This is a genomic window from Kurthia gibsonii (assembly GCF_006539985.1).
Classification (GTDB): domain Bacteria; phylum Bacillota; class Bacilli; order Bacillales_A; family Planococcaceae; genus Kurthia; species Kurthia gibsonii.
Genome location: NZ_BJOB01000042.1, coordinates 1 through 17,710 on the forward strand (window position 1 = coordinate 1; position 17,710 = coordinate 17,710).

The 17,710-nt window shown below is 36.1% G+C and carries 18 protein-coding genes; 16 read left to right on the top strand and 2 right to left on the bottom strand.

Annotation, left to right across the window (positions count from 1 at the left end; all coding sequences use genetic code 11):
• Nucleotides 1–170 precede the first annotated feature (170 nt).
• On the bottom strand, nucleotides 171–1,556 hold the full coding sequence (locus tag KGI01_RS11120; RefSeq protein WP_141274730.1) for a glycine--tRNA ligase: 1,386 nt from the start codon (nucleotides 1,554–1,556) through the stop codon (nucleotides 171–173).
• 324 nt (nucleotides 1,557–1,880) lie between these two features.
• On the opposite strand from KGI01_RS11120, the gene KGI01_RS11125 reads away from it, so the two are divergent.
• The 7 genes from KGI01_RS11125 (at nucleotide 1,881) to KGI01_RS11155 (ending at nucleotide 9,305) form a co-directional block, all read left to right on the top strand.
• Nucleotides 1,881–2,519, top strand: a complete 639-nt coding sequence (locus KGI01_RS11125; RefSeq protein WP_170214783.1) for a transcriptional regulator CcpN — start codon at nucleotides 1,881–1,883, stop codon at nucleotides 2,517–2,519.
• 13 nt (nucleotides 2,520–2,532) lie between these two features.
• A complete protein-coding gene (locus KGI01_RS11130; protein ID WP_141274732.1) occupies nucleotides 2,533–3,345 on the top strand; it encodes a pyruvate, water dikinase regulatory protein in 813 nt (270 codons plus the stop codon).
• A 324-nt stretch (nucleotides 3,346–3,669) separates the two neighbouring features.
• The gene (dnaG, locus tag KGI01_RS11135; protein ID WP_141274733.1) at nucleotides 3,670–5,508 is read left to right on the top strand and encodes a DNA primase; all 1,839 of its coding nucleotides are present in this window, start codon (nucleotides 3,670–3,672) and stop codon (nucleotides 5,506–5,508) included.
• A 32-nt stretch (nucleotides 5,509–5,540) separates the two neighbouring features.
• Nucleotides 5,541–6,692 (top strand): RNA polymerase sigma factor RpoD, encoded by a 1,152-nt coding sequence (rpoD, locus tag KGI01_RS11140; RefSeq protein WP_068452653.1) that lies wholly within the window; start codon nucleotides 5,541–5,543, stop codon nucleotides 6,690–6,692.
• A 131-nt stretch (nucleotides 6,693–6,823) separates the two neighbouring features.
• Nucleotides 6,824–7,402, top strand: coding sequence for a hypothetical protein (locus KGI01_RS11145; protein WP_141274734.1), 579 nt, complete (start codon nucleotides 6,824–6,826; stop codon nucleotides 7,400–7,402).
• Between the two features lie 89 nt (nucleotides 7,403–7,491).
• Nucleotides 7,492–8,187 (top strand): tRNA (adenine(22)-N(1))-methyltransferase, encoded by a 696-nt coding sequence (locus tag KGI01_RS11150; protein WP_141274735.1) that lies wholly within the window; start codon nucleotides 7,492–7,494, stop codon nucleotides 8,185–8,187.
• The gene (locus tag KGI01_RS11155; RefSeq protein ID WP_141274736.1) at nucleotides 8,184–9,305 is read left to right on the top strand and encodes a Nif3-like dinuclear metal center hexameric protein; all 1,122 of its coding nucleotides are present in this window, start codon (nucleotides 8,184–8,186) and stop codon (nucleotides 9,303–9,305) included. The genes KGI01_RS11150 and KGI01_RS11155 overlap by 4 nt, the downstream gene beginning before the upstream one ends.
• A gap of 41 nt (nucleotides 9,306–9,346) precedes the next feature.
• On the opposite strand, the gene KGI01_RS11160 is transcribed toward KGI01_RS11155, so the two are convergent.
• Nucleotides 9,347–10,324, bottom strand: a complete 978-nt coding sequence (locus KGI01_RS11160; RefSeq protein ID WP_141274737.1) for a 4-hydroxy-3-methylbut-2-enyl diphosphate reductase — start codon at nucleotides 10,322–10,324, stop codon at nucleotides 9,347–9,349.
• Nucleotides 10,325–10,519: 195 nt separating this feature from the next.
• Here KGI01_RS11160 and KGI01_RS11165 point away from each other — a divergent pair, with 195 nt between their 5' ends.
• The 9 genes from KGI01_RS11165 (at nucleotide 10,520) to KGI01_RS11205 (ending at nucleotide 17,664) form a co-directional block, all read left to right on the top strand.
• The gene (locus KGI01_RS11165; RefSeq protein WP_141274738.1) at nucleotides 10,520–11,833 is read left to right on the top strand and encodes a DEAD/DEAH box helicase; all 1,314 of its coding nucleotides are present in this window, start codon (nucleotides 10,520–10,522) and stop codon (nucleotides 11,831–11,833) included.
• 14 nt (nucleotides 11,834–11,847) lie between these two features.
• Nucleotides 11,848–12,738 (top strand): deoxyribonuclease IV, encoded by an 891-nt coding sequence (locus KGI01_RS11170; RefSeq protein WP_141274739.1) that lies wholly within the window; start codon nucleotides 11,848–11,850, stop codon nucleotides 12,736–12,738.
• A gap of 137 nt (nucleotides 12,739–12,875) precedes the next feature.
• Nucleotides 12,876–13,649 (top strand): metal ABC transporter ATP-binding protein, encoded by a 774-nt coding sequence (locus KGI01_RS11175; protein WP_141274740.1) that lies wholly within the window; start codon nucleotides 12,876–12,878, stop codon nucleotides 13,647–13,649.
• On the top strand, nucleotides 13,643–14,494 hold the full coding sequence (locus KGI01_RS11180; protein WP_141274741.1) for a metal ABC transporter permease: 852 nt from the start codon (nucleotides 13,643–13,645) through the stop codon (nucleotides 14,492–14,494). Before KGI01_RS11175 ends, KGI01_RS11180 begins: the two co-directional genes overlap by 7 nt.
• A 20-nt stretch (nucleotides 14,495–14,514) precedes the next feature.
• Complete coding sequence (locus tag KGI01_RS11185) at nucleotides 14,515–14,934, top strand: Fur family transcriptional regulator (protein ID WP_141274742.1); 420 nt, start codon at nucleotides 14,515–14,517, stop codon at nucleotides 14,932–14,934.
• Nucleotides 14,935–15,071: 137 nt separating this feature from the next.
• Nucleotides 15,072–15,431 (top strand): LysE family translocator, encoded by a 360-nt coding sequence (locus KGI01_RS11190; RefSeq protein ID WP_141274743.1) that lies wholly within the window; start codon nucleotides 15,072–15,074, stop codon nucleotides 15,429–15,431.
• A complete protein-coding gene (locus tag KGI01_RS11195; RefSeq protein ID WP_141274744.1) occupies nucleotides 15,416–15,700 on the top strand; it encodes a LysE family translocator in 285 nt (94 codons plus the stop codon). Before KGI01_RS11190 ends, KGI01_RS11195 begins: the two co-directional genes overlap by 16 nt.
• A gap of 86 nt (nucleotides 15,701–15,786) precedes the next feature.
• Nucleotides 15,787–16,146, top strand: a complete 360-nt coding sequence (locus tag KGI01_RS11200; RefSeq protein ID WP_141274745.1) for a hypothetical protein — start codon at nucleotides 15,787–15,789, stop codon at nucleotides 16,144–16,146.
• Nucleotides 16,147–16,545: 399 nt separating this feature from the next.
• On the top strand, nucleotides 16,546–17,664 hold the full coding sequence (locus KGI01_RS11205; protein ID WP_141274746.1) for a transglutaminase domain-containing protein: 1,119 nt from the start codon (nucleotides 16,546–16,548) through the stop codon (nucleotides 17,662–17,664).
• Nucleotides 17,665–17,710: the final 46 nt, after the last annotated feature.

Sequence of the window (17,710 nt, forward strand, 5' to 3'; positions counted from 1 at the left end):
GTGCCTTCCAATGTTCTATGATGTGACCAGAAGCTTCATCTTTCTATGAAGTCCAGATTCAGCTTCTACATCATCGGTCCATTTCAGTCACTTGGGTGAAAGTGAAGTGCGACTTTCACGTCGTGCCTTCCAATGTCCTATGATGTGACCAGAAGCTTCATCTTTCTATATTAAAATTCTAGTGTTTTTTCAATGAATGCTTTTACGTCTGCGATTGGCATGCGTTCTTGTTCCATTGTGTCGCGGTGGCGTACTGTTACCATACCGTCTTCAGCTGAGTCGAAGTCGTATGTGATACAGAATGGTGTACCGATTTCGTCTTGACGACGGTAGCGTTTACCGATTGATTGTGATTCATCATAATCAACTGGGAAGTGCTTGCGTAATTCAGCCCATACGTCATGGGCACCTTCAGCTAATTTTTTAGATAATGGTAATACTGCTGCTTTGAATGGTGCTAAAGCAGGGTGGAAGCGTAAAACTGTACGTGTGTCGCCGCCTTCTAATTCTTCTTCTTCGTAAGCGTCACATAGGAATGCAAGTGTTACACGATCAGCACCTAATGATGGTTCGATACAGTATGGTACATAACGTTCGTTTGTTACAGGGTCGATGTATGTGAAGTCTTCACCTGAATGTTCCATATGGCGTTTTAAGTCGAAGTCTGTACGAGATGCAACACCCCATAGTTCACCCCAACCGAATGGGAAGCGGAATTCGATATCTGTTGTTGCGTTTGAGTAGTGAGATAATTCATCTTCTTCATGGTCACGTAAACGCATTGAATCTTCTTTCATTGAAAGGTTTAATAACCAGTTTTTACAGAATTCTTTCCAATAAGCGTGCCATTCTAATTCTTCACCTGGTTTGCAGAAGAATTCTAATTCCATTTGTTCGAATTCACGCGTACGGAATGTAAAGTTACCTGGTGTAATTTCGTTACGGAATGATTTACCTACTTGTGCAATACCGAATGGTGTACGTTTACGCATTGAGCGTTGTACGTTTTTAAAGTTAACGAAAATACCTTGTGCTGTTTCAGGGCGTAAGAAAATTTCGTTTGTAGAATCTTCTGTTACACCTTGGAATGTTTTGAACATTAAGTTGAATTGGCGAATATCTGTGAAGTCATTTGCACCACAGTTCGGGCAAGTTACATCAAGTTCTACCATTTTTTCTTTCATTTGATCAAAGCTCATACCGTCTACGATAATTTCTTTGCCTGTTTTTTCAAGTGAAGCATCTTCGATTAATTTATCTGCACGGTGACGCGCTTTACATGATTTACAGTCGATCATTGGATCGTTGAAGTTACCTACGTGACCTGAAGCAATCCACGTTTTCGGGTTCATTAAAATCGCTGCGTCTAAACCAACATTGTATTCAGATTCTTGAACGAATTTATCCCACCATGCTTTTTTTACATTGTTTTTTAATTCAACACCTAGTGGACCGTAATCCCATGTGTTTGCTAAGCCACCGTAAATTTCTGAACCAGGAAATACGAAACCTCTGTGTTTTGCTAAACTTACAATACTCTCCATTGATTTTGTCATAAAAATGACCTCCTCTAAAAAATAAAAATGAAAAAAGTACCCGTCTCCGGGCAAACTTTCTGCCCGGGGACGAGTACTTAACCCGCGGTTCCACCCCGATTGGCTATATACATAGCCCTCTTTAACATAAAATGGCTCCCGAATGCCTTTTCTGTGTTCGTGTAGGCTTTCACCAACCCCTACTCGCTTTTAAATGACCACATACTTATATTCCGTTCATCGCCTATATTGTTTGAAGATATTGTATCACGCAATACTTTTCTTAGCAATCTTTAGAAAAGTAGTATATAATAATTAAGAATTAAGTATAACACTTTTGGGGCGGTGAGTGATATCGAACTCAACAAACGTCAGGAAGAAATATTGGAAATTGTCAAGAATAATGGACCAATTACAGGAGAGCAAATCGCAGAGCGCCTGTCCTTAACCCGTGCGACGTTACGACCAGATCTCGCTATTTTAACGATGGCGGGCTTTTTAGATGCACGTCCACGCGTTGGGTATTTCTATTCTGGTAAGAAAACAGGACAAGCAGTTGTTGAAAGTATGACCAATATGAAGGTAAAAGACTTCCAGTCAATACCGATTGTTGTAGCAGAGGATATGTCAGTTTATGATGCCATCTGTCAAATGTTCTTAGAGGATGTTGGAACACTTTTTGTTGTTGATAAAAATGCGTATTTAACAGGTGTTTTATCTCGAAAAGATTTACTACGCACAAGTATAGGGAGCCAAGATTTGAATCATATTCCCGTACATATTATTATGACAAGAATGCCGAACATCGCTTTTTGTGTTAAAACAGATGGACTGATTCAAGCTGCAAATAAGTTAATTGAAAGACAAATTGACGCATTACCTGTGGTGGTAGAGCACCCAGATGGTTATGAGGTTATTGGAAGAATTACAAAAACAAATATTACGCGTGCGTTTTTATCGCTCGCTGAAAATCATGATTTGTAAGGTGGTGCGTTAAATGGATAAAATTTTAGTATATGTAGTCTCAGATTCTGTCGGAGAGACGGGGGAGTTAGTAGCGAAAGCAGCTGTTAGCCAATTTAGACCAGGTTTACAAGATGTAACATTTCAACGCTTCCCACATATCGATAGTAAGGAACAATTAAGCGAGATTGTTCAGATTGCAGTGAGCCAGCAAGCGATGATTGTTTATACGATTGTCCAAGAATCGCTTCGTTACTTCTTGCATGCAGAGTGTGAAATGTATCGTATTCCACACAATGATTTAATGGGTTCTTTAATGGATATGTTAAGTGATTCCTTACATTTAGAACCGATTGAAGAACCAGGTCTTGTAAGGAAGTTAGATGATGATTACTTCCAAAAGATTGAAGCAATCGAATTTGCGGTGAAATATGATGATGGACGAGATCCACGTGGTCTATTAAAGGCAGATATTGTTCTAATTGGTGTGTCACGTACATCGAAAACACCATTATCACAGTTTTTAGCACATAAGCGTTATAAAGTAGCCAATGTACCACTTGTGCCCGAAGTAGAGCCGCCGGAAGAATTATTTTTAGTACCGCCGGAAAAATGCTTTGGTTTGATTATTTCGCCTGAGAAACTGAATGGTATTCGAAGAGAACGCTTAATCGCACTTGGATTAAATGATGGTGCGAATTATGCAAAGTTCGAGCGCATTGACGAAGAAATTGAACATTTTAAACGCATCGTTGATCGAATCGGTTGCCCGGTTATTGATGTGACGAATAAAGCAGTAGAAGAAACTGCAAATGATATTATTCATCGACTGCAAAAAAATCAATAAAAGTCCGTCTAATTCCTCTTACATGATTGCGAGGATAGACGGATTTTATTTTCCTTTTAAGTCAATAAATTATTTTCTTAGAAAAAGAAGTCTTTACCACGTTGTACTAAATGGAAAATAAAAGATGAAACTTTTTTTGGTTGAATTCGTCAAATATACTAGATTTAAAGGTACAAATGTTTTAGAATAAAAAATTGAGGTAAAAATTAGAGTAATAACTTTTAATTATTTTAGATATTTTAAAATAAAATGTCTCATATTAGAAGGATATTAATTGATGGATATAGAATGTAACCTATAGCAAGTATAAAAGATGGTGATGAAATGGCTCAAAGAATCGCTGAGGAGTTAATTGAAGAAATTCGTTCTCAGGCAGATATCGTAGACGTAATTAGCAGTTATATGCAGCTAACGAAGCGTGGACGCAACTATTTTGGATTATGTCCTTTCCACGGTGAGCAGACACCGTCTTTCTCTGTTTCTACAGAAAAACAAATTTTTCATTGCTTTGGATGTGGTGCTGGCGGTAACGCGATTACATTCCTTATGGACATTGAGAATTTGAGTTTTCAAGAAGCGGTTCGTAAATTAGGTGAACAAGTTGGTGTACATGTTGAAGTGTCATCTTCTGAAGCGCAGCATAGATTAACAACCGAAACTTCTCCAGAAGAAGAAAGAATGAAGGAAGCGCATATACTTGCAGCACAGTATTTTCAACATTTATTGTTGAATACAGAAGAAGGTGAAGAAGGCTTACGTTATTTAGAAGGACGTGGCTTTACGCAAGAAATGATTAAGACCTATGGCATCGGATTCAGTATGCCACACTGGGAATCGCTTACTACTTTATTACATCAAAAAGGATTTACGTATGAAGAGTTAGAACAAAGTGGCTTATCAATTCGACGTGAAGATGGCTCAGGCTACTTCGATCGTTTCAGAAGCCGAATTATGTTTCCAATTCGTGATGATACGGGGAAAATTATTGCCTTTTCAGGTAGAATTTTAGAAGCAGATAAAGAACAGGCGAAATACATGAACAGCCCTGAGTCGCTTATATTCCGAAAGAGTGAAGTATTATATAACCTAGATCAAGCGAGACCCATCGTTCGGAAAGAAAGAAAGCTCATTATTTTCGAAGGATTTATGGATGTACTTGCTGCTAAGAATGTCGGGGTTCATCATGGTGTTGCCACAATGGGAACATCATTGACACCGCAACATATTCAAAAAATAAAGCGCATCACGAATCATATTATCGTTTGTTACGATGGTGACCATGCCGGCTTTGAAGCTGCAAAAAGAGCTGCAGAAATGTTACATGCAGAAAATTTAACCGTTGAAGTTGCAACTTTACCAGCAGGTATGGACCCGGATGAATATATACGCAATAACGGAGCGGAAGCGTTCCAGAATCAAGTCATTGCTGAGCCATTATCTTATATTAGCTTTATGATGATGTATGCGAAGCGTAACAAAAACTTTCAATACCCAAATGATGTCCAGCAGTATGCGGATGAAGCTTTATCCTATCTTACAAGCGGTGTTTCACCAATTGAAAGAGAACTGTATGTCAAACGTATTTCGGAAGAAACACAAGTTTCAGTCGAAACCTTACAAAGTCAATTGCGTCTTAAAGAAGCACAAAAACAAGAACGCTCACAGACAAATCTAAATACGCGACATGAACAAGAACAACCGATGCAACAAGCGGTTCAGCCAAAGCGTGTTTATACAGCAATTGATCGAGCAGAAAGGTTGTTATTAGCTCATTTACTGCATAGTATTGATGTGGCAGATGATTTTCGCGAACATCAAGAAGGAGCACCTTTTGTAAGAGAAGACTATTTGGCTATTTACGTCCATCTCATGGGCTTTTATGAATCACATGAAAAAGCAGATTATCAGCGTTTTGCTGAAATTGTAGAAGATAGAGAATTGCGTAAAATTGTAATGGAAGCTGCACTAGTTGATCGAGATCCAGACCATAAAGATGAGGAAATTGCCGATTGTCTGAAACAGGTTAAAAAGTTTAAAATCCAGCAACAAATCGCAGACAAAACACATGCATTGCAAGAAGCAGAGCAACTGCATGACTTAAAAAGTGCAATTGCGCTTTCTCAAGAAATAATTGATTTAAAAAAATCACTAGCAGTTCTTTAGAGAATATGGCTGTTAGGAGGAGGAAGACAACTATGGCAGAAAAACCGAAAAAAAGTAAAAAAGCTGTACAAGTAACAAAAGTGGAACACGAGCACACATTAGAGGAAATGAAAAAAAGTTTACTTGAAGCAGGTAAAAAATCAGGTGAATTAACGTATAAAGAGCTAGCAGATAAATTAAGTTCTTACGAAATGGAAGCAGACCAAGTCGAAGAATTTATCGATAAATTAGAAACGAATGGTATCGAATTAGGCGGTAAAGCAGGCGATGAAGAGAATTTAGAGCGTCTTTTAAAAGCAGGGGATAATTCAGCAGAAGTATTCGACCTAAACGATTTAAGTGTACCACCGGGCGTTAAAATTAATGACCCTGTACGTATGTACTTAAAAGAAATTGGTCGCGTAGACTTATTAACAGCTGAACAAGAGATTTCATTAGCTGAACGTATTGAAGCAGGCGATGATGAAGCGCGTAAACGTCTTGCTGAAGCGAACTTACGACTTGTAGTAAGTATTGCAAAACGATATGTCGGTCGTGGTATGTTATTCCTTGATTTAATTCAAGAAGGTAACATGGGTCTAATCAAAGCAGTTGAAAAATTCGATTACCGTAAAGGTTTCAAATTCTCAACATATGCTACATGGTGGATTCGTCAAGCGATTACACGTGCGATTGCTGACCAAGCACGTACAATTCGTATCCCAGTGCACATGGTCGAAACAATTAATAAGTTAATTCGTGTACAACGTTCATTATTACAAGACTTAGGTCGTGAACCATCACCAGAAGAAATTGGTGAAGAAATGGACTTAACACCTGAAAAAGTACGTGAAATCTTAAAGATTGCACAGGAACCTGTATCATTAGAAACACCAATCGGTGAGGAAGACGATTCTCACTTAGGTGACTTCATTGAAGATTCAGAAGCACAATCACCTTCTGATCACGCAGCTTATGAATTATTAAAAGAACAATTAGAAGATGTACTTGATACATTAACAGACCGTGAAGAGAATGTACTACGTTTACGTTTCGGTTTAGATGATGGCCGTACACGCACACTAGAAGAAGTAGGTAAGGTATTCGGTGTAACACGTGAACGTATTCGTCAAATTGAAGCGAAAGCATTACGTAAATTACGCCATCCATCACGTAGTAAACGTCTAAAAGACTTCTTAGAGTAGGATTATAATTACGGTATATAGCTTTTAATAAGAGCTATATACCGTTTTTTTGTTGCTGCTAAATTAGACTTTACATAATTGGTTTTAGTCCGATAATATGTATAGATATGGTAGTTGGAGGAGCGGCGTTTATGGATAATGAACAAATAAAGAAGAAGCTAATTATACGAGAGATTTCTTTTTGGAAAAAGAATCATTTATTACCTGAACATTATTGCGATTTTTTAATGCAATTATATACAGAAGGAGAAGCGCTTCTTGAAGAACAAGAAGAAGAATTATCGAAACAAGCTGTATTGAAAAATGACTCTGCACCGATTATTAAAGTAGTACAGATGCTCATGTTAGCATTAACGACATTAGCGATGATTGTACTCATGTTTTTATTTGCACAAAAATATGCAATCATTCCTATCGCATTAAGCTGTACTATTTTCATTGCACTTGTGTATTATTTACTGAAAACAGCGAATAGTCGGACTTTAACAAATACGCTCATTTATGCAACAGCAGCACTGTTACTGTTTGCAATCTCCATTAAAGTATCCACTTTATTAGCGCCAAGACATTCGCTCATTACGCTTGGTGTTCTCTTAATAAACTGCATACTTTGGATTATTGTAGGAGTTCAGAAAAAGCTTATTTATTTCATGATTTCTGGTATTTTAGGTATTGTTTTAATGTTAGGCTATTATTTTATTTTTTTATAAGGGATAGAGAGGCGAGGGATTTAACCTCAGCCTCTTTTCTTTATTCAGGGAATTCGCTACAATAGGAGGGAAGGGAGGGCACGTGATTTATGAATGCCCAAAAATTATCGAAAAGACTACAAACAGTTGCGGCGTATGTGCCTCAAAACGCAGTAGTAGCTGACATCGGGTCAGATCATGCGTATTTACCATGTTATCTTGTACATCAGGGAATTGTGCAAAGAGCAATTGCAGGTGAGGTTGTTAAAGGACCTTATGAATCTGCATGTAAAGAAGTAAGAACGGAACAATTACAAGACAAAATTACGGTGCGTTTAGCAGATGGTATGGAAGCAGTAGAACATGAAGATGGTGTAACTACTGTAACGATTGCTGGAATGGGCGGCCCGTTAATTGCCTCTATTTTAAATAAGGATTTAACACGTTTACAAACTGTTGAGCGTCTTATTTTACAGCCGAATATTCATGCAATGGCTATTCGTGTGTGGGCAAAGCAAAATGGTTGGAAAGTGATAGATGAAGCGATTTTAAAAGAAGATCGTAAAATTTATGAAGTACTCGTATTAGAACGTGGGACAGAAGATTTAACAGAAGCAGAATTATTAGTTGGACCTTACCTTATGCGTGAAAAAAATGACGTATTCGTTGAAAAATGGACAGGTGAAGTCAAACAGTGGCAACAAATTTTAGCTTCGATTGCAGAAGTTGAGCAAACGGAAGCTATTCAAGAAAAGCAGAAAGAGTTACACGCAAAAATAGTGATTGTAAAGGATGTGTTGGCATGAAAGCAGTAAGTGGTCAAACAATTATTCAATTATTTGAATCATGGTCACCCAAAAAATATGCGGCAATGGAAAATGATCCCATCGGTTTAGCAGTTGGAACACTAAATAAGAATATTACAAAAGTGTTGGTTACATTAGATGTGAATCATGCAGTGGCAGATGAAGCAATTGAAAAAGGTTGCGAATTGATCATCGCGCACCATCCACCAATTTTCCGTAAATTAGCGCATTTACGTACAGACTCTCCTCAAGGTCAGTTATTTGAAAAACTCATTAAACATGATATTGCAGTTTATGCAGCGCATACGAATTTAGATGTAGCTGAGGGTGGTGTGAATGATTTATTAGCCAAGGCACTTGAATTACACGAAACAAAAGTATTAGTGCCAACGTATAAAGAACACTACTTTAAACTAGCTGTCTATATTCCTGAAAGTCATGCAAAACAATTGCGTACAGCACTTGCACAAATCGGTGCAGGTCATATTGGTGATTACGATAGCTGTAGTTTCCAAACAGCAGGTGAAGGACGTTTTAGAGCATTGGACGGTGCGACACCTTTTGTTGGTGAAAAAGGTGAAGTACATTTAGAGGCTGAAGTGAAAGTGGAAGTTGTGATTCCAGAATCTTTACAGAAGAAAGCCGTTAGAACAATGAAGCAAAATCATCCGTATGAAGAAGTAGCGTATGACTTATATCGTTTAGAAACCGTTTCAAAAGAGATGGGACTAGGACGTTTAGGTTTATTAGAAAATCCAATGACCCTAAAAGAATTTGCAGAACATGTTAAACGCACATTACATGTACCAGCTGTTCGTGTAGTAGGTGACGTTACATCAACTGTTCAAAAAATTGCTGTACTCGGTGGAGACGGTAATAAATATGTAAGTGCTGCAAAATATGCAGGAGCCGATGTTTTTGTAACAGGCGATTTATACTTCCATGTTGCACAAGATGCTGAAGCGCTTGGTTTATCAATTGTAGACCCAGGACATCATGTTGAGAGTGTGATGAAAGAGGGCGTCGCTAATAAGATGACAGCCTTATGTGCAGAACAAAACATTCCATGTGAATTTATTGTAAGTGAACCATCAACAGAGCCTTTCCAATTCATTTAATAAAAATGAGGTGTCGCGATAATTGCGATACCTCATTTTTGTTATTGTGCTTCGTATGGTTCAATACGTACAACTGGTTTAGGTTCTTTAATCTTTGGTAAGATTTTATCAAGTGTAACCGTGCGGACGATTTTATATGTTTCAGGATTGTCATGTTCATACTGCTCTAAAAACTTAATGACTTCTTTTACAATCGGTGTTGGTGTAGAAGCGCCTGCTGTTACGCCGACAACATTAATACCTTCAAGCCATTCTGTTTTTAATTCAGATACATCTGAAATACGGTATGATTTTATATTCGCAATTTCTTCAGACACTTGTGTTAAACGGTTCGAGTTGTTACTTTTCGGATCACCAACAACGATGAGAAGCTCAGCTTGATTTGCTTGTTTTGCAACAGCTTCTTGTCGCACTTGTGTAGCTAAGCAAATTTCTTCATGTACTTCAATATGTGGATATTTCAGTTTTAGCGCTTCCATTAAAGAATGAACATCCCACTGTGACATCGTTGTTTGATTCGTTACAAGCAATTTATCATTTTGTAAGTCGAGCGCCTCGATATCAGGAATATGCTGTACAAGGTGGACACGGTCTGGCGCAACACCAATTGCTCCTTCCGGTTCAGGGTGTCCCTTCTTACCGATATAAATAATATCGTAACCTTCTTTTGTTTTCTCTTCGATTAATTCATGTGTCACCGTTACATCTGGACATGTAGCATCAATCGACACAAGCCCTTTACGACGTGCTAATTCACGTACTTCTGGTGAGACACCATGGGCAGTGAAAATAACAGTTCCAGAGTTTACTTTTTCTAAAATATCTAAACGATTTGCACCATCTAATGTAATAATTCCCTCAGATTCAAATGCATCCGTTACATGCTTATTATGAACAATCATCCCTAAAATATAGATTGGACGAGGTAAAGTCTTATCTAATGCCGCATTTCGTGCGATAACCATAGCATCAACAACACCATAGCAATAACCACGAGGGGTAATCTTTACAACTTTCATTCGTTCAAACTCCTTTCAATACCAGTAGTTCTATTATAACGAAGTCCCAGCTGTTATACAATTCACGCGTATAGGAATGAAGAAATTGTTACAAAAATCAATTGACAGAGTATAAATTCATTCGATATGATAACGAAATGTGCTACTTGAACGGGAATCATGTTACAATGTAGAAAGCATGTGAGGAGTGACAAAATGTCAAAATATACAGATTATAATTTCCAACCTTTTCTTCGTGAAGCGATAGGAAAGTTAGGTTTTACAGAACCAACACAAATTCAAAAAGAAATGATTCCTTTAATTTTAAAAGGAAAAAGTGCCATTGGCCAATCACATACAGGAACAGGAAAAACACATAGTTTCTTAATTCCAATTGTGGAGCGTATGAACGCCAAAAAAGAAGAAGTACAAGCAGTAATTGCTGCGCCAACTCGTGAGTTAGCACAACAAATCTTCATCGAACTTGGCAAGTTAATTGAAGGAACAGAGGTTCAAGCCAAATTATTTATTGGTGGAACAGATAAACAACGTTCAATTGATAAATTAAAATCACAACCACAAATTGTTGTAGGAACGCCTGGACGTATTCGCGATTTAGTAAATGAACAAGCATTACTTGTTCATACAGCACAAATGCTTGTAGTTGATGAAGCAGATTTAGCATTCGATATGGGATTCATTGAAGATATCGATCAGTTTGCTTCTCAAATGGGTGAGAATTTAGAGATGTACGTTTTCTCAGCAACAGTACCTGAAAGCTTACAACCATTTTTACGCAAGTACATGGCTTCTCCAGTGCATGTACAAATGAATGATAAGCGTCCGGTCGCAGAAAACTTAGATTTCTATTTAGTACCAACACGTAGTCAATCAAAAAATGAAAAATTACTTGAAGTGATTAAAGCAATTAATCCGTATTTATCAATTATCTTTGTAAATACACGTAAGCAAGCAGATTATGTAGCTGATTTCTTAGCGAACAATGGTATCAAAACGGGTCGTATTCATGGTGATTTAACACCACGTGACCGTAAGCGTATGATGAAGCAAATTCGTGATTTAGAATTCCAATACATCGTAGCGACTGATTTAGCAGCACGTGGGATTGATATTCCAGGTATTTCGCATGTTATTAACTATGAATTACCACAGGATTTAGAGTTCTTCATTCACCGTGTGGGTCGTACAGCACGTGCAGGGAATAAAGGACAGGCGATTACAATCTTTGAACCGTCTGAAGAAGATGCATTAGCTCGTATTGAAAAAATGAATATTTCATTTGAAATGAAAGACATTAAAAATGATGAGTTAGTAGATATGAAAGAGCGTCACTCACGTCAAAAACGTGATGGTGCGAAAAAAGAGGACGAGATTGATCGTATTGCGAAATCGCGTGTTCGTAAACCGAAAAAAGTAAAACCAGGTTATAAACGTAATATGCGCTGGGAAATGGATAAAATTAAAAAGAAAGAGCGTCGTAAACGCGCACGTTCTCGAAATAAAAAATAGGTGGGATTGAGAAGATGCTATTAGGTTCACATGTTTCAATGAGTGGAAAGAAAATGCTACTTGGCTCAAGTGAGGAAGCAGCTTCATACGGTGCCACAACGATGATGATTTATACAGGTGCACCACAGAATACACGTCGTAAAGCAATTGAAGAATTAAACATTGCAGTAGGACGCGCACATATGGAAGCAAACGGTATTTCAAATATCGTTGTACATGCACCGTATATCATTAACATTGCTAATACAACAAAACCTGAAGTATTCCAACTGGGTGTTGAATTTTTACAAAAAGAAATTGAACGAACAGAAGCACTAGGCGCGAAACAGATTGTCTTGCATCCTGGTGCGCATGTTGGAGCAGGCGCTGATGTTGGAATTGCTAAAATTATTGAAGGTTTAAATGAAGTATTGCAAGTCGACTCACCTGTTCAAATTGCTTTAGAAACGATGGCAGGTAAAGGTTCTGAATGTGGTCGTACATTTGAAGAATTGGCTCGTATTTTTGATGGTGTTGTCAATAATGAACGTCTATCTGTTTGTTTTGATACATGCCATACGCATGATGCGGGCTATGATATCGTTCATAATTTAGACGGTGTACTTGCTGAATTTGACCATCATATTGGCTTGAACAACATTAAAGTATTACACATTAATGACAGTAAAAACCCAATGGGTGCTCATAAAGATCGCCATGAAAATATTGGTTTTGGTCATATTGGATTTGAGCCATTACATCAAATCGTTCATCATGAAGCATTTGTAGACGTACCAAAAATTTTAGAAACACCATGGGTAGGACTTGATAAGAAGAAGTCGAAAGCACCATATAGTTATGAAATTGATATGTTACGTTCAGGTGTATTTTCAACATCACCAATTGCTGAAATGAAAGAACAGTAAAAAAATCTCTCGTACATATTGTGCGAGAGATTTTTAATTATGAGTAGTAGGCAAAAATCCTTTACATTCATACATTCTTCTATTATAATTTTAATTTGTAAATCGTAATGATTCTGAATTAGAAAGAAGCGAAGTATATGGAGAAGCAACCCCTCATTGAGTTGAAAAATGTTTCATTTCAATATGAATATACCAATGTATTAAATGATATATCACTGACAGTAAATGAAGGTGATTTTTTAGCGTTATTAGGGCCAAATGGTTCAGGTAAATCAACAATGTTAAAGTTGATTCTTGGGTTGTTAAAGCCAACAAGTGGACAGGTGAAGTTATTTGGACAAGATGCCGCCAAGTTCAATCATCGTGAATGGATTGGCTATGTATCGCAAAAGTCGAATTCATTTAACTCAGGCTTCCCAGCAACGGTTTGTGAAGTCGTAGCAAGTGGTTTAACGAAGAAGCTAGGTCTATTTAAGCGTAAGTCTAAAAATGAAGAAAAACTCGTTTTAGAAGCACTACAGTCGGTAGGAATGGAAGCGTTCATTCATCGTAATATCGGAGAGCTTTCGGGTGGTCAGCAACAACGTGTCTTTATCGCGCGCGCATTAGTCGCCAACCCAAAGCTTTTAATTTTAGATGAGCCAACAGTAGGGATTGACTATGAAAATGTGCAAAGTTTTTATGATTTAATGACACATTTGAATCGTCGTCATGATATGACATTATTATTAGTAACACATGACGTGGATATTGTCTCAAGTAAAATCAGTCATGTTGCATGTCTGAATAAAACGATTCATTTCCATGGTTTTAAAAATGACTATATGAACTTGTCCAAAGAACAGTTGAATGAATGGTATGGCTATTCAGTTCGAAAAATTCATCATCACAAGGAGGATGAGACATGTTAACATCCATCTTGCATTATGAATTTTTACAAAATGCCTTTTTAGCAGGGATGATTATTGGATTAATTGCACCATTACTTGGCGTCTTCATTGTTGTACGTCGTCTATCATTAATTGCAGATGCTTTATCGCATGTGACACTAGCAGGGATTGCAGGAAGTCTTTATTTAAGTCAGAGTGTTGTTGGGTTAGCTACATTGAATCCACTTTACTTAGGTATTGTTGCAGCAGTTGGTGGGTCGATGTTAATTGAAAAATTACGTCGACTATATAAGCATTTTGAAGAATTATCGATTCCGATTATTATGTCAGCAGGTCTTGGTTTAAGCGCTATTTTTATCTCACTGGCACAAGGTTTTAGTACGGACTTATTTAGTTATTTATTTGGTTCTGTTTCAGCTGTAAGTCGACAAGATTTATGGATTGTCATCGGGATAGCAGTGATTGTACTTGTTTTCATCTTTTTACTATATAAAGAGTTATTCATTCTATCATTTGACGACGAATATGCAAAAGCGAGCGGCTTACCTGTTAAAGTGATTCATACCATCTTTATGATTATTACAGCGCTTGTTATTGCTGCTTCAATGCGTATTGTAGGGATTTTATTAGTGTCGTCACTGATTACATTACCGGTTGCGGCGAGTATTCGTATTGCAAAAAGCTTTAAACAGACGATTGTCTATGCTATTTTATTTGGTGAATTAGCTGTGATTGTCGGATTAGTAACTGCCTTCTATCTAAATCTAGCACCAGGTGGTACAATTGTGATAACATCAATACTTATTTTATTAATTGTTTTAATCGTAAAAAAAATCATGAATAAACGTGCGGCAAATGTAAACTAAGAGAGGAGTCGTGGTTTGAGATGAACGTTCATCGAGCTTGGGAAATTTTAAAAGATAAAGGTTTTAAGAAAACAGATAAACGTGAACAGATTTTAGCGCTTTTTAGTGAAAGTGAAAAATACTTAACAGCACGTGATTTATTGGATGTTATGAAAAAAGATTATCCTGGTATGAGCTACGATACGATTTATCGCAATCTATCGACCTTTGTAGATTTAGGTATTTTAGAGTCTACTGAATTATCAGGAGAACGTCATTTCCGTATGCAATGTGAAACAGCACATCATCATCATCATTTTATCTGCATGGATTGTGGCAAGATTAAAGAAATTCATCATTGCCCGATGGAGATGCTAACGGAACAATTACCTGGTTATGAAGTCGATCAACATAAATTTGAGATTTATGGAAAATGTCCTGAATGTGTTGCGCACGTTTAATAACTATAAAAAACAAAGAAGCCTGTAGAATGTAGCGATACATTTTGCAGGCTTCTTCATAATATATAGATAAATATAAAAAGCTTCAAAAAATATCTGAAAATTGTTTATAATCAATCAAATAAGGAGTGGGTTAGATGCAAGAAGTATGGATGTTTGCAGTAGTTGCATTATTAATTGTCATGGTTCCAGGAGTAGATTCATTACTCGTATTAAAAAATACGATTTTACATGGCAGAAAAGCGGGTATTTTAACGATGGTAGGCATTATTTTAGCACTCATCGTCTGGACGACTCTAGCAGTACTAGGACTCGCTGCAGTCATTTCGAAATCATTATATGTTTTTCTATTCATCAAATACGCAGGGGCGCTTTATTTAGTATATTTAGGCATTCAATCATGGCGTGCACGCGCTCAAAGTGTGACGTTACAAGAAGCAGCTATTCCTGAAAAACAGCCGTTTAAAAATACGATGTTAAATTGTATCAAGGTTTGACAACGGACTTATTAAATCCTAAAACCTTATTGTTATATGTCACATTGATGTCTCAATTTATTCAACCAAATCAAGCAGCGAATATACAGTTAATTATATTAGCAAGTGTACTAATGATTATCGCTATTTTTTGGTTAGGAATTGTTGTATTCATCATTAATATGATTCGTCAGTGGTTCTTACAGCCGAAGATTCAAAGTGCATTCAATAAAGTCACAGCACTTGTTTTAGTTGGTTTAGGTGTACGAATTGCGACAGAAAAAATCTAGTTCTATATTGTTCACAGCATGCTAATATTTTGACTACCGAAACTATGCTATACTGATATCAAAATAGATAGATGAAGGTGACGAATATGAAGCATATGAAATGGATAGTTCCAACAGTAGTAATTATTGTAATTGGTTGGGTGGCGATTTATGGTTATGTTGCAAAAAATGTACCTGTAGAAGATTTAACGAATCTACAACTATCTGAAAAAGATGGCTATTTACATGTAACAGGTGATTTTAAAAATGCTTCAGATCGTTATGCAGGATACAATTATACAATTGTAGATGGTAAAATGTATTTATCAATTAAAGCCGCTAAATTTACAGGTAAAAAGGGCAAATATGATTTTAAAATCCATGAAAATCATGCAAGAGAATTAAAAGAGGTAACACTGCGTGGGACGAATGAAAAGGATCAACGTGTTGTACCTATTAAACGCTAAAAAGAAAAGCACTCTGGTAGATATTTATATGCCAAAGTGCTTTTTATTTTCATGGGATTTTTCAAATATGTTTCATTGTGAACGCACTATAAATAAAATGATTCAAAAGACTTTTTATTAGGTAAAACAATCATTTCATAAGCATTATGGTTTTATTTTGCGAAAAATATCGAAACTATAAATTCAGAATAGAGTCTTTAGTTTATAAAGAAATAGAAGCTATAACATTTTTTTGATAAATAATACCTTTTTTATAAAAATAAATATATCGTTAAAAAAACATTAAGTAAAATAACTATACAACCTCATTTTAGGTCTATTGACTCTTTTATTTATAATATATATATTAATTCTAAAGTTATATTTAAAAGAAAAATAGTTCTATAGGAGTTGTTGTGCATGAGATTAAAGCAAATATTTCTTTTAGTTATGAGTGGTTTTTTTCTTTTCATGTTACAACCATTTACAGAAGTAAAAGCTACTAATTTAGTGAAAGTAGAAAATTTAGAAGAATTAACAAAAGAAGTAACTAGTAGTTTGAAAAATTTAAATACAGAAAAGACTATTCAATATGTAGGAGAGACAGAAAATATTACACAACAAGTGAAGAAAATTATTCCCGAGATAATTCAAAAGCATGATGAAGTGGCTGGGACATTAAAGTCGTATAAGTATCAAATAATGTATACACAAGATAATGCACAACTGACATATTATTTTACATATTATACATCTAAAGAAAAAAGTCAAAAGGCCGGTCAATTATTAAATAAAGTGGCACAGCAAATTATGAAAACGAATAAAACAGATTATGAACGTGTCAAAGCAGTGAATGATTATGTTGTATCGAATACTCAATATGGCGGGAAAACTCAAGATCGTTATACAGTGTATGGGTTACTCACTAATAAACAAGCGGTTTGTCAGGGATATGCTTTAACAGTTTATGATTTACTAACACGTATGAAGATTCCAGTTCGTTATGTAGTAGGAACATCATTAGGACAAAATCATGCTTGGAATAAAGTAAAAGTAGATGGTAAATGGTATAACTTAGATTCAACATGGAATAATCCATTGCCGAATAGGCCAACAGAAGTAAATTATAATTATTTTTTAATTAGTGATCGTGTATTTTTGAAAGATCATACATGGAAAAAAGAAAACTATCCTGTAGCAATAAGTACCAAATATGATTTTTTGGCAGATACAGGTTCAGCTATTCAAGTAGGTAATCTATTTTATTATTCGAATAGTAAAGATCAACATCGTTTATATGCATATGATATAAAATTAGCTAAAAAAACTAAGCTTTCTAATGTACGTGTACAATATATTACGTATTCAAAAGGAAAGCTGTATTTTAGTAATTATTCAAATGGAGCATATTTATATCGTATAGATACGAGTGGTAAAAATATCAAAAAAATAGCAACACGAGCTGCTAAAAACATTGCAGTAAAGGGGAGCTATATATACTATCAATCAGGTGCAAAAATGTATAAAGTAAAAGTTTAAAATAGTAGTAATATATTATGCTATTTGGCATTAAAGTACTTCTTAT

What these genes read in the sequence shown, in the direction of transcription:
- KGI01_RS11120 (WP_141274730.1), bottom strand. Translation starts at nt 1,556, where the DNA reads ATGACAAAATCAATGGAGAGTATTGTAAGTTTAGCAAAACACAGAGGT.
- KGI01_RS11130 (WP_141274732.1), top strand. Translation starts at nt 2,533, where the DNA reads ATGGATAAAATTTTAGTATATGTAGTCTCAGATTCTGTCGGAGAGACG.
- dnaG (WP_141274733.1), top strand. Translation starts at nt 3,670, where the DNA reads ATGGCTCAAAGAATCGCTGAGGAGTTAATTGAAGAAATTCGTTCTCAG.
- rpoD (WP_068452653.1), top strand. Translation starts at nt 5,541, where the DNA reads ATGGCAGAAAAACCGAAAAAAAGTAAAAAAGCTGTACAAGTAACAAAA.
- KGI01_RS11145 (WP_141274734.1), top strand. Translation starts at nt 6,824, where the DNA reads ATGGATAATGAACAAATAAAGAAGAAGCTAATTATACGAGAGATTTCT.
- KGI01_RS11150 (WP_141274735.1), top strand. Translation starts at nt 7,492, where the DNA reads ATGAATGCCCAAAAATTATCGAAAAGACTACAAACAGTTGCGGCGTAT.
- KGI01_RS11155 (WP_141274736.1), top strand. Translation starts at nt 8,184, where the DNA reads ATGAAAGCAGTAAGTGGTCAAACAATTATTCAATTATTTGAATCATGG.
- KGI01_RS11160 (WP_141274737.1), bottom strand. Translation starts at nt 10,324, where the DNA reads ATGAAAGTTGTAAAGATTACCCCTCGTGGTTATTGCTATGGTGTTGTT.
- KGI01_RS11165 (WP_141274738.1), top strand. Translation starts at nt 10,520, where the DNA reads ATGTCAAAATATACAGATTATAATTTCCAACCTTTTCTTCGTGAAGCG.
- KGI01_RS11170 (WP_141274739.1), top strand. Translation starts at nt 11,848, where the DNA reads ATGCTATTAGGTTCACATGTTTCAATGAGTGGAAAGAAAATGCTACTT.
- KGI01_RS11175 (WP_141274740.1), top strand. Translation starts at nt 12,876, where the DNA reads ATGGAGAAGCAACCCCTCATTGAGTTGAAAAATGTTTCATTTCAATAT.
- KGI01_RS11180 (WP_141274741.1), top strand. Translation starts at nt 13,643, where the DNA reads ATGTTAACATCCATCTTGCATTATGAATTTTTACAAAATGCCTTTTTA.
- KGI01_RS11185 (WP_141274742.1), top strand. Translation starts at nt 14,515, where the DNA reads ATGAACGTTCATCGAGCTTGGGAAATTTTAAAAGATAAAGGTTTTAAG.
- KGI01_RS11190 (WP_141274743.1), top strand. Translation starts at nt 15,072, where the DNA reads ATGCAAGAAGTATGGATGTTTGCAGTAGTTGCATTATTAATTGTCATG.
- KGI01_RS11200 (WP_141274745.1), top strand. Translation starts at nt 15,787, where the DNA reads ATGAAGCATATGAAATGGATAGTTCCAACAGTAGTAATTATTGTAATT.
- KGI01_RS11205 (WP_141274746.1), top strand. Translation starts at nt 16,546, where the DNA reads ATGAGATTAAAGCAAATATTTCTTTTAGTTATGAGTGGTTTTTTTCTT.